The sequence below is a fragment of the Asticcacaulis sp. genome, from assembly GCA_024707255.1.
Lineage (GTDB): Bacteria > Pseudomonadota > Alphaproteobacteria > Caulobacterales > Caulobacteraceae > Asticcacaulis.
In genome coordinates, this window is the sequence record JANQAC010000002.1 from 803,176 (window position 1) to 818,088 (window position 14,913).

The window sequence follows — 14,913 nt, forward strand, 5'->3', positions numbered from 1 at the left end:
GGAGTTTCCGAAAAGCCACTACGCGACGCGAAAGCGGTAATCGCCCGAACCGATCTCGAACCTGACATTGCCCCTTTCACGATGCAGGTTGCGAATATCGTCATGGCCATCCAGCGCCTTGCCACTTTCGCGCCAGGCGCCTTCGGGCAGGATGACCTCGGCCGTGGCGTTGGGCGGCACAGTCAGGTCATAGCGTTTAAGGCCCGTGGCATCGCCTTCGCAGCACCCGGCCATCCGGCCCAGACACGAGTCATAGGTAGCGCTGACCGTGCCGGCCTTCGGCAGGTAGATGGGTTCGGCGCGCAGCGTGCGGAAACCGGCCGAGGCGGGGGAGAGGCCTGCCAGACGGCGGTACATGAAGCCGCAGACCGCGCCATAGGCGTAGTGGTTATAGCTGTTCATCGCCAGATCACCGGTATCGCCATCCCAGCGTTCCCACATGGTGGTGGCGCCGTGCAGGGGCATATAGCCCCATGACGGTTTCTGGGTTTGCAGCAGCAGGCCGGATACGACCTCCAACTGGCCGGTATCGGCGAGCGCGTCTAACAGATAGGGTGTGCCTAGGAAGCCTGTGGAAAGCTTCATGCCGCGCCCACGGATCTCGTCGGCCAGTACTTTCGACGCGCCGGCAATACGATCAGCGGGCACCAGGTTGAAATGAAGCGACAGCACTTGCGAGGTCTGGCTGCCATTGCCGGCCTTGCCATTGGCATCAATGAATTCCTTCGCGTAGGCCGCGCCGATTTTGGCGCGCAGGTCAGCATATCTGGCCGCCAGGTCGCCCCGGCCGGTGGCTTTCGCCATGTCGGTCATCAGGTCGGCGCAATAGGCCCAGTAGGCGGTGGCGCAGAGGATGCGCGGCGTCGTCTCGTCGTCCGGTTTTATGGCATCGACTGACAACCAGTCACCGAGATCGAGCCCACGCTCATGGCGCCAGATATAGTCCGGATTGTGCCGGAGCAGATAATCCATCCACGCCGTCATGGCGCCCCAGTTCTCGTCAACCACGGCGGTGTCGCCATAACGTTTCCAAAGGGTCCACGGCAGGATGACGCCGGCTTCCGACCAGCCCGCCGTGACGATATCGGGGAAGGAGAGGGGCTGCGGCACCACGATCGGGTAGGCGCCTTCGGGTGTCTGGGCGGCACGGACCTCGGTCAGGAAGCGCCGAATGAAGGGATCGACCTCCATATTGAAGGCGGCGGCATCGAGGAAGACCTGGATATCGCCCATCCAGCCCATGCGCTCGTCGCGCTGCGGGCAATCGGTCGGCACACCGAAAAAGTTGGAACGCTGGCTCCACATGGCGTTGTTCCAGAACTGCTGGATCAGGGGGGAATCAAATTTCATATCCCCCGTCACCTTGCAGGCCGAGGTGACGACAATGCCTCCGATATCGGCCGCCTTAGGCACGCCGGGATAGTTTTCGACCTGAACATAGCGAAAACCGTGATAGGTGAAGCTTGGCTCCCAGGTTTCGCCATTGGCGGCGCCCTTCAGCGTGTAATGGTCCTGGCATTTGGCCATGCGCAGATTAGCCTGATCGACCTCGCCATCGGCTTTCAGGTATTCGGCGAATTTCAAGGTTATGGTCTGTCCGGCCTTGCCCTTGGCCGTCAGGCGGGCCCAGCCAGCGAAATTCTGTCCAAAATCGAAGACATAGACGCCGGGTTTCGGCTGCGTGATCTTCGCGGCACGGCGTTTGGCCACCGGCATGAGCAGAGGGCTGGTCTGGGCGAGGAGGCGCGCCTTCGGTGCTTGACCGATCCTTACGGCGGACCAGTCCGGCTTGAAACCGGGGCGGTCCCAGCCCGGTGTTTCCATGCGGGCATCATAGACTTCGCCGTTGTAGATTTCCGAGGTAACGATGGGTGAAGGACCGATGCGCCAGCTCTCATCGGTCACGATCCATTCGGATGTGCCATCGGCATAGTCGAGCCGCAGTTGCGCCAGCAGCCGGCGCGGCGCGGGGCCGAAACCATAGCGTTCCAGCCGCCAGCCGAAAGCGCCGGCATACCAGCCGTCGCCGACCGTGATGCCCAAAGCGTTCTCGCCCGCATGGATCAGGTGCGTAACATCGAAGGTCTGGTAGAAGATGTGATCGCGCGCCACGCTGATTTCAGGCGATAAACGCGCCGGTGAGACGCGTTCGCCATTGAGGCGGGCGTCATAGGCGCCCAGGGCCGTGGCGTAGAGGCGGGCATTGACCACCTTGCCCTTTGGCGTGAAGGCCGTGCGCAGATGCAGTGCCGGCTCTGCCGGGCGTGGATCGTTTTGCGCATCTGAGCCGGATTTTTGCGCCTTGTCCCAGCCGCTGGCGTCGAAGTCGGCGGCCCACCAGTTTTCCGGTGGCAGGGGGTGCACCTTCCAGTCCGGCCCGCTGACAAAACGTTTGATGCTTCCGTCGGCGAGATGCAGCCGGATCAAGGCCGAGAAGGCGCCGCCATCAACCGGAAAAAAACCGGTTGTTTCGGCCTGTACCAGTACGCAGACACTGTTATGGCCAGGCCCGATTTTGGCAGGCACCGGCACCAGCGTACCCCAGTTGGGCACCGGCTGATCGGGTAGGGGCAGGGTTTCACCGTTGGCCCAGGCACCTCTGATCCAGTCCTTACCGGCGATCAAAACCTCGGCAGAAACCAGCGAAGCCGGCGCGTCGAAATCGAGCCGGAAGGCATGGTGACGATCGTCGAGCGCCTTGGGGGACCAGATCCACTGAAGAGCAGCGGCGCGATCACCGGCGGCCAGATCATCCTCGGCGATGATCCATTGCGCCCGCCAGTCGGAAGGATCAAGCAGGCCGGTCTCGAACCAGGTGGCGGCCGATGCGGCCGTACGGCCCTTATTATCGGCGATCTCGACCGACCACCAAACGCGCTGCATCGATTTGAGCGCCGTGCCTTTGTAAGAAATATCGAAGCAATCGCTCACATTTACGACGCCGGAGTCCCACAGATCGGCCTTTGTCGTATCGGGCGTGGAAGCGGCGCGGATGCGATAGCTGGTCTGCATCAGGCCGCGCTCCGGATCGCGTTCTGGGCCGGTCAGCCGCCACGACAGGCGCGGCTCGCGGACCTGCGTGCCCAGCAGTTCGGTCGTCTGTTCGGCACGCAGATCGGTTACACCGAAAGGAGCGGTAGCCGCCAGAACGCTCGACGTCTGGGCGGAAGCCGCCGCCAGTCCGGTGGCGGCAAGGAAATGGCGTCGGTTGAGCTTGGGCATAGGGCGCGTTTCCTGTTGATATATAATACATCATACATATTCCATAGTTAGACATTGGGCAACAAAAAAGCCGGGCCGGATGTTTCCATCCGGTCCGGCCATATTTACAGGCGTTGTACCCTAGTAGTTGTCGCGCAACCGGCCGCCCAGCGCCGCTGTGACACAGGCGATAAAGGCGCCGACGAGCAGGGAAATGCACAGGGCCGTATGGAAGGCGACCATGGCCTTGCGGGCGTCTTCCGCCGCCTTGGTCGCCTTGGCCTTTGCGACATCGATCTGGGCCAATGTATTATCGACGCGCGCTTCGGCCTCGGGCTGGGACAGCCCTGTGCGAGCGGCGACCTGAGCAGACAGATAGGCGCGATCGGCGGGCGGAATGACACCGGTCTTGGCGCCATTGGCCAGGATGCGCGTGGTCTCCGCGCTGACGTCTGCGGCTGTTGCGGGCGTGGCCGGAGTCGTTGTGCGGTAGAGGCTGTCAGAGTAATAACCCAGGTCGTCGGCATTGCCGGCGGCACCGGCCGCAGCGCCAGCCGCCACGGTGGCGCCCGCCTGCACGCCGGCATTGACCGCACCCAAGGCCACGCAGGCAGCAAGGGCGAAGGTGAACAGGGTGGCCACGGCCCAGGCCAGGAAGCCATGCGCCGTATCGCGGAAGAACACTTCGTCGCTGTGGGTGTCGGCCCATTTGACGCGCAGCCTGCCGGCGATATAGCCGCCGACCCCGGAAGACGCCCACTGCATGACGACCAGCCAGATAGCCATGCCGGCGGTGAAGGTCACCAGGCTTTCGCCGGGATTATAGGCCGAGGTCGCGGCAAAGCCGAGCGCCGAGCCAAGCGGCAGGAGGATGGCGGAAATCGCCGCCGCCGCCGCGGCACCGCCAAGGATAGAGGCCCAGTGAATGCCGGATTTTGACGATTCGAGGTTGGGGCCATCGGTCGCCGTGAGGGGATCGGGGAGTGCCATGTCTTGCCCTCCGATCAATGAAACAGAAGGGCCAGGATGATGATAACAGGGATCGGCACCCCCAACAGCCACAACAGAATACCTTTACCCATAAGAAAACCTCCCATGATTGAAACGATAAATCAGGGATAGGGCAGGCTGTATCGGGTCTAAATGCCGGACAGGCCGGCAAACTGTAATAAAGTCATAAGCTTGGCGGCAACGTCTTGATTGCCGCCTGTTTCATTTCGCCAGTTCGCGCTCGATGGAGGCCACAAGACGCGGATCATCGGCCGTCACATCCGGGGCGAACCGTTCGACGACCTGGCCGTCCTTGCTGATCAGGAATTTCTCGAAATTCCACAGAACCTCGCCTTCGGGGCTGACCGGGATGCCGAACTTTACCAGCCGCTCGCGCATGGGGCCGGCGCTGACCGCTTCGGGCTGGGCCTTGGTGAAAATGTCATAAAGGGGATGCTTATCTGCGCCCACCACGCTGATCTTGGCGAACATTGGGAAGGTGACATCGTAGCTGGTGGTGCAGAAATCGGCGATTTCGGCGTCGGTGCCGGGTTCCTGGCCGAGGAAATTGTTGGCGGGGAAGCCGAGGATTTCCAGACCGTCAGCCGATTTCTGGCGATAGAGGGCTTCCAGGCTTTCATATTGCGGCGTCAGCCCGCATTTCGAGGCCACATTGACGGCCAGCAGCACCTTGCCCCTGAAGGCTGCCAGCGTGGTCGGCGTGCCGTCAATACGTTTCAGGGGGATAGAGTAGAGATCGGTCATGGGGTACTCCCTGGCAATGGCGCCGAGAGTGCTTTTTTCATTGCGCTTTGGCAAGGGCTGGCCCACCCTGTTGTCAACAGGAGGGAACTCGTCATGCACACCATCGCCAATATTATCACCGGCCTTGTCGCCGCCCTGCATATCGGTTTCCTGATTCTGGAGATGTTCCTGTGGCAGACGCCGTTCGGACGACGCACCTTCGGCCTGACTCCGGAGTTCGCGGCGCAATCGGCAAAGCTGGCCGCCAATCAGGGACTCTATAACGGCTTTCTGGGCGCCGGCCTGATCTGGGGACTTCTGGCGCCGCACGACGGGTTTTATATCAAGATCTTCTTCCTGACCTGCGTGATCGTGGTCGGGCTTTATGGCGGCTTCACGGTCAAAAAGTCGATCCTGTTCATTCAGGGCTTGCCCGCGCTGACCGCGCTGATATTGCTCCATCTATGAGCTTTACACTGCGTCCCGCCGCAATGGCGGATATTCCCGTCCTGAAAAATCTGATTGCCGAGTCCGTCATGACCCTCCAGGCGGAAGACTACAGCGAAGCCCAGCGCCGCGCAGCGCTCGGCACGGTGTTTGGCGTCGATACGCAACTGATCATCGACCAGACCTATTTCGTGATCGAGGCAGACGGCGAAATCGTCGCCTGTGGCGGCTGGAGTTTCCGCAAGACGCTTTATGGCGCCGATGCCCTGGCGGGCCGCGAGGACAACCGGCTTGATCCGGCCGCGGATGCCGCCCGTATCCGTGCCTTTTTCGTCAGGCCCGGCTGGACACGGCGCGGCCTGGGCGCGCAAATCCTCAAGGCCTGTGAAGCGGCGGCGGAAGCAGCCGGCTTTCGGCGCTTCGAACTGGGGGCGACCCTGACCGGCATTCCGCTGTATCGCGCCTATGGCTACGAACCGATCGAGACCACCGAGGCGCAAATGAAGGAGGGATTGACCCTGCCGATCGTCCGCATGGGCAAGGCGCTGTAGTGCCTGAGACACTCCTTTATGTGGATGCGCATATGCTGGTGGCGGAAAAACCCGCCGGCCTGCTGAGTGTGCCCGGCCGCCTGCCGGAAAACAAGGACTGTCTGGTTACCCGCTTGCAGATTGACTATCCCGATGCCCTGACCGTGCACCGGCTGGACATGGCGACCTCCGGCCTGATAGTGTTCGCGCGCGGGGCCGAGGCGCACCGCACCCTGTCGAAAGCCTTTGCTGATCGAAGGGTCAGCAAGCGCTACATCGCCGTGGTGGCGGGCCGGTTGGAAGGGCGGGGCGAGGTCGACCTGCCGCTGATCACCGACTGGCCCAATCGTCCGCGCCAAATGGTCGATCATAAGATTGGCAAGCCATCCCTGACGCGCTGGCGGGTGCTGGAAGCGGGGGAGGGCACAACGCGGGTTGAACTGGAGCCGGTGACCGGCCGGTCGCACCAGTTGCGCGTCCATATGATGGCGATTGGCCATCCGATCCTGGGCGATGTGTTCTATGCGCCGCAGGAAATCGAGGCTCTAAGCCCGCGTTTGCGGCTACATGCCGAATGCCTGTCCCTGCCGCATCCGATCAGCGGCGAGACGATGGATTTCCGGTCTCCGGCACCGTTCTGATCACCAGGGCAGGGGCTGGCCCGTATAGTCGTAAAAGCCGCCGCTCTGATGGGGTTGCAATCGGTTGATGACGCTCAACAGGGCCAGGGCGGCTTCGGCGGGCGGCCGCACCGCCAGGCCGGTTTTGTGAAAAGGAGATGACAGGACCGTTTCAACCGTTCCGGGATGCAGGGATACGCAGATCGCTTGCGGGGCGCGCCGGCGCAATTCGATGGCGGCGGTCCTGACGAACTGATTGAGCGCCGCTTTCGAGGCTCGGTAACTGTACCAGCCGCCCAGTTCATTATCGCCGATGCTGCCGACCTTTGCCGAGAGGGTGGTGAAGACTGCGCGGCCTTCGCGGGGCAGCAAAGGCAGAAAATGTTTCATCAGCAGGGCGGGACCGGCGGCATTGACGGCAAACGCCCCGGCCATGTGCGCTGGATCGAGGTGTTTCCAGCTTTTTTCCGGTTGAAACTGCGCGTCATGCAGGAAGCCTGTAGCGTCTATCACCAGGCGGATATCACCTTGCGACGCCGCCCAGTTCGCGGCACCGGCTATGCTGGCTTCATCGAGCAGATCCAGCGGTGGGACAGACGACCGAGACAGGGCAAGTACCTGATCGTAGCGGTTTTGCGCGATCAGCGTGGTGAGCAAGGCGCCACCGATTCCGCCACTGGTGCCGATGATGATGGCATTGCCTTTTGAGGATGTGTTCATGCCGCCTTTACGATTATATCGCGTTTCTGGATTGCGCTTAAATTCATCATATGAATTTTAGCTTGTCATGATACCGGTGTCAGAATAGGGTGGGGCCATAAACAGGAAACGCCGTCATGAAACATATTGCCCGCCTGCTGCTGGCGCTCGCTGTCATTTTTTCAACGCCGGCTCTGGCGCGTGAACAAACCTCTCTCAACGACAACTGGCTGTTTATGAAAGGTGACATGCCGGAAGCAAAAAGTACGGACTTCCATGCCAATAGCTGGCAGCCGGTCACCCTGCCGCATACCTTCAATGCCGGCGACGCCAACCAGGGCGGCGACACCTCGCGTGGCGAAAAAGAAGGCGTCTATTATCGCGGATCGGGCTGGTATCGCCGCCAACTGGAGATCACGCCGGTGGCTGGCCAGCGCTATGTCCTGCAATTCGACGGCGCGGCACTGGTGACCGATTTATGGGTCAATGGGAAAAGCGTAGGCCATCATGAAGGCGGCTATGCGGCCTTTCGCTTTGATATCACCGATGCCCTGAAAGCGGACGATAACCTGATCGCCGTGCGGGTCGATAATACGCGCGTGCCGCAGGTGGCGCCGCTGACCGGTGATTTCAACATCTTCGGCGGACTCTATCGCACTGTCTCGCTGATCACCACCGGCAGCGTCCATGTCGATCTGATGGACCATGGCGGGCCGGGTGTTTATGTGACGACCAAGGCGATCAAGGAATCAAAAGCCGATGTTGGTGCGCGTATCCTGCTGAAGAACGACAGTACCCAGGCGAGCCAGGTAAAGGTAAGGACGCGCATTCTCGATGCTGACGGCAAGACGGTCGCCACCGCCAAATCAGCCGTGTCGCTCTCTGCCGGACAGGCCCTGCCGGTCGAACAGGCGCTCAGCGTCCGCCGTCCGCATCTGTGGGCCGGCCGCAAGGACGCCTATCTCTATAAGGCGGTCATCGAGGCGGGGACTGACAGCGTGACCGTGCCGCTCGGCATTCGCACCGTGACGATCGACGCCGACAAAGGGTTTCTGCTCAATGGCCAGCCCTACCGCATCTATGGTGCCAATATGCAGCAGCCGGGCCGCAAGGGCAAAGGCACGGCGGTCAGCGACGCCGATATCGACGAAGACATGCAGATCATGGACGATATGGGTGTCACGGCCCTGCGCCTGGCCCATATGCAGCACACCAAACGCGTCTATGACGATGCCGACCGCATGGGTCTTTTGCTCACCACCGAAGTGCCGCTGGTTGACGCGATCACCGCCGGTCAGGCGTTCCAGGACAATGCCGTGGAGCAGATGCGCGAGCTGATCGCCCAAAACTACAATCATCCCTCCGTGGCCCTGTGGGGGCTGGGCAATGAGATTCGCTCGACTGTGCCGGACGCCAATCCGGTGCTGGCCGCTTTGCAGACAACAGCAAAAACCATGGACCCGACGCGGCCGACCGTTTATGCCCATTGCTGCCTGGCCGATGACGATCCTATCGCCGGCCACAGCGATGTCATTTCCTATAACCGCTATTTCGGTTGGTACGGCGACACCTTCGCCGATATGGGCAAATGGGCCGATGCGCTTCATGCCAAATATCCCACGCGCATTTTCGGCGTTTCGGAATATGGCGCCGGCGCCAGCATCCGACATCAGGAAGACGCGCCGAAAGCCGTGGTGCCGCAGGCTTTCTGGCACCCGGAGCAGTACCAGGCGCTTTACCATGAGGCCAACTGGCGCGAACTGAAGGCGCGGTCTTATCTGTGGTCGGACTTTATCTGGGTGGCGTTCGATTTCCCGTCCTTCCGCCGTAATGAGGGCGACCGCCCGGCCATCAATGACAAGGGCCTGGTGACTGAAGACCGCCAGACGAAGAAGGACGCCTACTACTGGTATCAGGCCAACTGGTCGGACCGGCTGATGGTCCATATCACCAGCCCGCGCGATGTTCACAAGCGCATCCGCCATGTGAAGGTGAAGGTCTATTCGAACATGGATGAGGTACGGTTGTCGCTGAACGGCGAGGCTTTGGGCGCGCAGAAGGTCATCGATCATGTCGCCATCTGGGAGATCGATCTGCGAGACGGCGAAAATGTCGTCGAAGCGTTCGCGGGCAAGGACCTGCACGACCGCGTGGTTTGGAACTATGAGGGGCCGGCCGAAGGGAAGTAAGCCTACCCTTTATACCTCCCCGGCTTGCCGGGGAGCCGGGCGGCCGGTGCCGGGAACCGACGCGCACTTGCGCGTTGGTGGTGGGGTTTCTTGCTTTCTAAACGCCTGCTTTCAGCCGCATCTCATCAGCCTTTGCCGAGAACCGGCGGTGCGGAAAACAGGTGAACTGGCGTGACGTGATCGTGCTGACCGCCATCCATTCGCCAGTCATTTCCTCCGGCGTCAGGGTCAGGCGGATAAAGCCGTTATAGGCGTCATCGGCGGCCAGGACTTCCTCATTTTGGTCCGCCAGGGTGGCGGCCAGTTGCAGGTCTGGCAACCAGGAATCGAGCCAGCGCGTCGGGCTGGAAATGGCGGTGACGCCCAGTTCGACGGCGACCGGCTGGCCCACGCCATCGCGCAACTGGTTAGCCCAGGCGCAATGACTGTCGCCGGAGACAACGACCGTGCGCGCGCCGGCTGTTTTGATCATGGTGCAGAGCCGCTCGCGTTCGGCGGGATAGCCATCCCAGGCGTCGAGATTGAAAGGCAAGGGATCGGCGCTGTCGAACAGGGCCACGAAGGTGTCGAGTTGTTTGCGCACGCCTTCCGGGGAAACGGTGCGGAGTGTGTTGATCGCATCCGGCCCCAGGCGCTTGACAATATCCGGGCCGTTGACCCGTGCCATGACGATCTGGTTGCCCAGCACCTGCCAGGTAACGCCATCGCGGACCGAAGCGCTCAATGTGTCCTGCAACCATTGGCGCTGTTCGGCGCCCAGCAGTTCCCGCGCCGGATCATTGAGCCGGGCCCGGAAGGCCACCTTGTCGGGCTTGCCATCAGCATAGGTCAGGTCTTCGGCGTAATCGAACTGTTTGCTGCGCGCCAGCAGGCGGCTTTCCAGCATGACCAGTTCGGCCAGCCTGCCGAAGCGGAAGCTGCGATAGATGGCCTCGCGCAGCTTACCGGGCGCCGGATCGCGGATCGGCATCCATTCGCTGTACGCCTTGAGCGCGGCGGCCTTGCGCACACCCCAGTCACCCTCATCGGGCTGGTGATTTTCCGCGCCGTCGCGCCACGGGTTATTGCAGATTTCGTGATCATCGAAAACGCAGATCCACGGCGCGCGGGCATGGGCGGCCTGGAGGTCTTCGTCGCGTTTGTACTGGGCATGGCGCATCCGGTAATCGGCCAGCGAGACGATCTCGTGCGTCGGTTCGGGAATGCGCATCAGCATTCGGCCATTACCCATGCCGTAATCGGTCAGTCCGGCGCCATACTCATAGATATAGTCGCCGAGATGGACAACGGCATCGACATGCGGCAGGTCGGCAATGGCGCGATAGGCGTTGAAATAGCCGTTCGGGTGCAGGGAACAGGAAACGACGGCCAGCACCACCTTGTCGGTTTGCAAGGGCAGGGTGCGGGTGCGGCCGACCGGCGAGACGATCGGGCCCGCCAGGAAACGGTAGTGGTATTCGGTATCCGGCCTCAGGCCACGAACATCGACCTTGACGGTATAGTCGCGGCCGGCATCGGTGAAGACCTTGCCCTCGGCGACGAGGGTGGAAAAGCTGTCGTCGCGCGCTACCTCCCAGGCGATATCGGCGCCGCGCTCCAGGCCGCTGATCCGGGTCCACAGGATCACCGCGTCGGGTAACGGATCGCCCGAGGCGACGCCGTGCTCAAATCGCACCTGCGCGGGTGTTTCGGGAAGAGCGGAGGCGCCGAGCGCGGGCGCGGCGGCAATCGTGCCTGCGGCAAACAGGACTTTCCGGCGGCTGACCATCCCCATAAGGCTCCCGCTATTTCCGATGAAACCAGCGGATAGGGTGATTTGATGACAGCCGTTTAGCGGTTAAGTGACGGTTTTTCTTCAAAAACCTTAACGGCCACAGTCAGGGTTGCTCCGACAGGCTGTAGATGCGTGCCATTTCCAGCCAGGTAGAGCCTTCCGGTCCGAAGGGCAGGGGCTTCTGGAAGGTACGCATCAGGGCATCCCACGCTGCGACATCGGGGTTGGCGGTATCGCGCTTGGCCTTGGCTGCCGGATCGAAATCCGGTCCCTGTTCCATGATCAGCACCATACGGTCGCCCACCAGCCAGATTTCCAGGTCGCGGATATCGTCGGCCCGGATGGCGTCGGTGACAGCCTGCGGCGGTCCGCCGGCCCGGTGCCAGGCCTTGTAGGTCTCTATGCCCTCGGCATGGATATCGACGGCGAAGACCTTGCGGATTGTGGCGCTCATTCTGGAATATTTTCCTTGAAGATCGCCTGAACGCGGATCGGCAGATAGGATTTGACTGTCTCGCCGCGCAGGGTGCGGGCCAGTTGATCTATGGCCTCGCGGGCCTCGACATAGGGGTTCTGGTCGATAACGGCGTCCATCACCCCATCCAGCAGGAATTTACGGGTGTGATCGGTCAGTTCATGGCCGATAAAGACGATTTTCTGGTCGCGGCCGGAATCTTCCAGTGCCCTGGCAATGCCGCGATTACCGGCACCGATATTATAGATGCCGGCCAGGTCGGGATACTGTTGAAGGAGGGTGCGCGCCTCACGGTAGGCGGCCTCGTCGTCATCATGAACCTCACGCAGTTCGACGACCGACAGATTGGGATAGGATTCGCGCAGGATATGGCGAAAGCCCATCTCGCGCTCCTCGTGGCCGCGATAGGACAGCGAGCCGGCAAACAGGGCCAGCTTGGCGGGGGCTTTCGGTAACAGGCGGCCAAGCAGATAGCCGCTTAGCCGCCCGGCGGCGCGATTGTCGATGCCGATATAGCCTTCACGCGGCACATTCGAAATGTCCGAGATCAGGGTGAAGACCAGGGTGCCCGAATTGCGCAACTGGCGTAGGGCCTCCCGCACGACAGGGTGATCCAGGGCGATCACGCCAACTGCCTTTGAGTGGCCGGACAGTTTCAGCAGGGCATCGGCCAGGGCGTAGGGATCGAAGCCTTCGGTCATATGCAGGCGCAACTCGATATCACCGCGGTCGGCACTGATCTCCTCCAGCGATTTCGACAGGTTGCGGATGAAGGTATTGGCGCCATTCGGCAGGATGAAATCTAGCACCACGGGCGCGCGGCTGACCGTGACCTCTCCCGGCAGGGCGATATAGCCCAGGCGCGAAGCCGTCTGGAACACGATCTCCCGTGTGCGATCGCGCACGCCGGGACGTTTGTTGAGCACGCGGTCTACCGTAGCCGTAGAGACGCCGGACTGTCTGGCGATGTCGATCAGGGTGGCGCGGGTAACAGCCATTGGGGCGCTCCTCCTTGGGATTCGCAGCCCGGCGCAGGGTTGCGGTCTTTGACATCAAAATACATCGAAACGACATGGATAAGTCAAGTGGTTTATTTGGCCCTATTGGCGATCTGGTAAAAGGTTGGAGTTGTGATACTGAGTCAAGTTATTGAAATATAATAATTTAATTAACATTCACGAAACGCTAAAAGGAAATTACACATATGATGTATGATGATGTATTGACATCAAGTCTGATCGGTATATGAGTGGTTGGTAGCAAAAAATATATCGCGTACAGGGATACGGAACTGGCTCATGGCTGAACTTTTCAAGCAAACCTACACGCGCCGTGACCTGGCGGCGCATACCGGCCAGTTGTCGCAATTCGCCGGTGTGCGTCTGATGACGCTTGGGGATGGTGTCGAGCGTGGCGTACGGATGCTGGAATTCCGCACCGGCTCCGGCCTGCGTTTCACCGTGCTGGTCGATCGCGCCATGGATATTGCCGATTGCGAGCATAATGGCCGGGCGGTGGGCTGGCATTCGCCTTCGGGCTTCAGGCATCCCGGCCTGCATGACTATGAAGGCGAGGGCGGCTTAGGTTGGTTCCGGTCCTTCTCGGGCCTGATGGTGACCTGCGGGCTCGATCATATCCTCTTCATGGATGACGATGCCGCCGATCAGTATCATTACAGCGCGCGTAAGGCGGTGTCTTCGTCACTGCACGGTCGTATCGGCACCATTCCGGCGCGCCTGACCGGCTATGGCGAGCGATGGAACGGCGATGAATGCACGCTATGGGCGGAAGGCGTGGTTCAGCAATCGACCGTCTTCGGCGAGGATCTGCACCTGATCCGCCGCATTGAGGCGAAGGTCGGTTCCGACGAAATCCATTTGCATGACCGGGTGGTCAATCATGGATTCTACCGCACGCCGCATATGTACTGCTACCATATCAATGTTGGTCATCCGGTCCTGGCGGGAGGTTCGCGCTATGTGGCGCCGATCCGCGATGTGGTCTGGGCCGCCCATGCCGATGACTACCAAAGGCAGGAAGTTGGCTATCGCACGCTCTGCGAACCGAAGGTGAACTTCCATGAGCAGGTCTGGCAACACGATATGCAGGCCGACGCGTCGGGGAAGATCAATGTCGCTTTGATCAATGAAAACATTGGTTTCGGCTTTGAAGTTGAGATTTTGAAAGAGCAGTTTCCGGCCATGTATGAATGGCAGAACCTTCAGGCCGGGCACTACGCCCTCGGCATCGAACCGTCCACAAACCACGTTTTCGGCAAGCCATTTGCGAAAGAGCGTGGCGAGCTGATCTGGCTGGAGCATGGCGATGAGCGTCGCTATGACAGCGTCTTCCGTATTCTGCCGGATAGCGCTGCCGTGGCCGATGCCGTTCGTCGCATTGAAGCGGTGGCGGTCCAGCCCGCCGAGGATTATCCCGTGCCGTCGGGCAGCTTTCCGCCGATCGGGGGGCGCTAGGATGCGGAACAGGACCATCCTTTATACGGGGGCTGCGGGTGGACTTGGCCTGCAAACCACGCTGAACTTTCTGAACCGCGGCGCCACCCTTGTGGCCGTCGATCACGACGATGCCAAGATCGCCGCCCTGACCGCGGCCGCCGCCGGCATCACCACAGGCCGTCTGCTGGTGACGCGCTCAGATATGTCCGATCTGGAGGGCTTCCGCGCCGATATCCGTGCGCGCCGGGAAGAGACAGGCGGCTATGATGTGGTCATCAATAACGCCGCCATCTATCCCTCTAAATCTTTTGAAGAATTTACCGTAGAAGATCACCAGAAGGTCCAGCGCGTCAATGTTGACGCGGGCATAGTTGCCGTGCAGGAAGCCCTGCCGGGCATGAAGGCGAAGGGCTTCGGCCGCATCATCAATATCGCCTCGATCACTCTCTCCGGCGGCTGGCCGAACATCTATCCTTACGTCGCTTCAAAAGGTGCCCTGATCGGCCTGACCCACGCCTGGGCCCGCGAATTCGGCCCCTACGGTGTGACCGTCAATGCCATTTCGCCGGGTGCCTTCCCGACCGACGCCGAAGCCATCAATCCCGATCCCGAAGGCTATAACCGCCATGTCCTGGCCCAGCAGGCGATCAAGCGCCGCGGCCATGTCGGCGATATCGCCAACGCTATCGCCTTCCTCAGCTCAGAAGACGCAGGTTTCATCACCGGCCAGACACTGAACGTCAATGGCGGCTGGGTGATGAATTAGATAATGCATATAAAGGTTTGAT

Annotated in this window: 13 protein-coding genes; 6 read left to right on the plus strand and 7 right to left on the minus strand. The window is 61.0% G+C overall.

Translation table 11 applies throughout. The features are described 5' to 3' along the window. Positions 1-18: 18 nt before the first annotated feature. The 3 genes from NVV72_15015 to NVV72_15025 form a co-directional block, all read right to left on the minus strand. A complete protein-coding gene (locus tag NVV72_15015) occupies positions 19-3,222 on the minus strand; it encodes a glycoside hydrolase family 78 protein (protein ID MCR6660582.1) in 3,204 nt (1,067 codons plus the stop codon). A gap of 120 nt (positions 3,223-3,342) precedes the next feature. Beyond that, positions 3,343-4,191 (minus strand): hypothetical protein, encoded by an 849-nt coding sequence (locus NVV72_15020; GenBank protein MCR6660583.1) that lies wholly within the window; start codon positions 4,189-4,191, stop codon positions 3,343-3,345. A gap of 222 nt (positions 4,192-4,413) precedes the next feature. After that, positions 4,414-4,956, minus strand: coding sequence for a glutathione peroxidase (locus NVV72_15025; GenBank protein ID MCR6660584.1), 543 nt, complete (start codon positions 4,954-4,956; stop codon positions 4,414-4,416). Between the two features lie 93 nt (positions 4,957-5,049). On the opposite strand from NVV72_15025, the gene NVV72_15030 reads away from it, so the two are divergent. The 3 genes from NVV72_15030 to NVV72_15040 are packed head-to-tail and all read left to right on the plus strand — an operon-like array spanning position 5,050 to position 6,553. Further along, positions 5,050-5,403, plus strand: coding sequence for a DUF1304 domain-containing protein (locus tag NVV72_15030; GenBank protein ID MCR6660585.1), 354 nt, complete (start codon positions 5,050-5,052; stop codon positions 5,401-5,403). Next, positions 5,400-5,933: a GNAT family N-acetyltransferase gene (locus tag NVV72_15035; GenBank protein ID MCR6660586.1), complete on the plus strand. Its 534-nt coding sequence runs from the start codon at positions 5,400-5,402 to the stop codon at positions 5,931-5,933. The genes NVV72_15030 and NVV72_15035 overlap by 4 nt, the downstream gene beginning before the upstream one ends. Before the next feature lie 32 nt (positions 5,934-5,965). Continuing rightward, the gene (locus NVV72_15040; GenBank protein ID MCR6660587.1) at positions 5,966-6,553 is read left to right on the plus strand and encodes a pseudouridine synthase; all 588 of its coding nucleotides are present in this window, start codon (positions 5,966-5,968) and stop codon (positions 6,551-6,553) included. Here NVV72_15040 and NVV72_15045 read toward each other — a convergent pair whose 3' ends face one another. Continuing rightward, positions 6,554-7,252: an SDR family oxidoreductase gene (locus NVV72_15045; protein ID MCR6660588.1), complete on the minus strand. Its 699-nt coding sequence runs from the start codon at positions 7,250-7,252 to the stop codon at positions 6,554-6,556. Between the two features lie 116 nt (positions 7,253-7,368). Here NVV72_15045 and NVV72_15050 point away from each other — a divergent pair, with 116 nt between their 5' ends. After that, positions 7,369-9,420: a glycoside hydrolase family 2 protein gene (locus NVV72_15050; protein ID MCR6660589.1), complete on the plus strand. Its 2,052-nt coding sequence runs from the start codon at positions 7,369-7,371 to the stop codon at positions 9,418-9,420. 97 nt (positions 9,421-9,517) lie between these two features. On the opposite strand, the gene NVV72_15055 is transcribed toward NVV72_15050, so the two are convergent. From NVV72_15055 to NVV72_15065, 3 genes are all read right to left on the minus strand, one after another. Continuing rightward, positions 9,518-11,188, minus strand: coding sequence for an alkaline phosphatase D family protein (locus NVV72_15055; protein ID MCR6660590.1), 1,671 nt, complete (start codon positions 11,186-11,188; stop codon positions 9,518-9,520). Between the two features lie 109 nt (positions 11,189-11,297). Next, a complete protein-coding gene (locus NVV72_15060; GenBank protein MCR6660591.1) occupies positions 11,298-11,648 on the minus strand; it encodes an L-rhamnose mutarotase in 351 nt (116 codons plus the stop codon). After that, on the minus strand, positions 11,645-12,667 hold the full coding sequence (locus tag NVV72_15065; protein ID MCR6660592.1) for a LacI family DNA-binding transcriptional regulator: 1,023 nt from the start codon (positions 12,665-12,667) through the stop codon (positions 11,645-11,647). Before NVV72_15065 ends, NVV72_15060 begins: the two co-directional genes overlap by 4 nt. Positions 12,668-12,967: 300 nt before the next feature. Here NVV72_15065 and NVV72_15070 point away from each other — a divergent pair, with 300 nt between their 5' ends. Together NVV72_15070 and NVV72_15075 are read left to right on the plus strand one after the other, a co-directional pair. Further along, a complete protein-coding gene (locus NVV72_15070) occupies positions 12,968-14,143 on the plus strand; it encodes an aldose 1-epimerase family protein (protein MCR6660593.1) in 1,176 nt (391 codons plus the stop codon). 1 nt (position 14,144) lies between these two features. After that, a complete protein-coding gene (locus NVV72_15075; GenBank protein MCR6660594.1) occupies positions 14,145-14,891 on the plus strand; it encodes an SDR family oxidoreductase in 747 nt (248 codons plus the stop codon). The last annotated feature ends 22 nt before the right edge of the window (positions 14,892-14,913 follow it).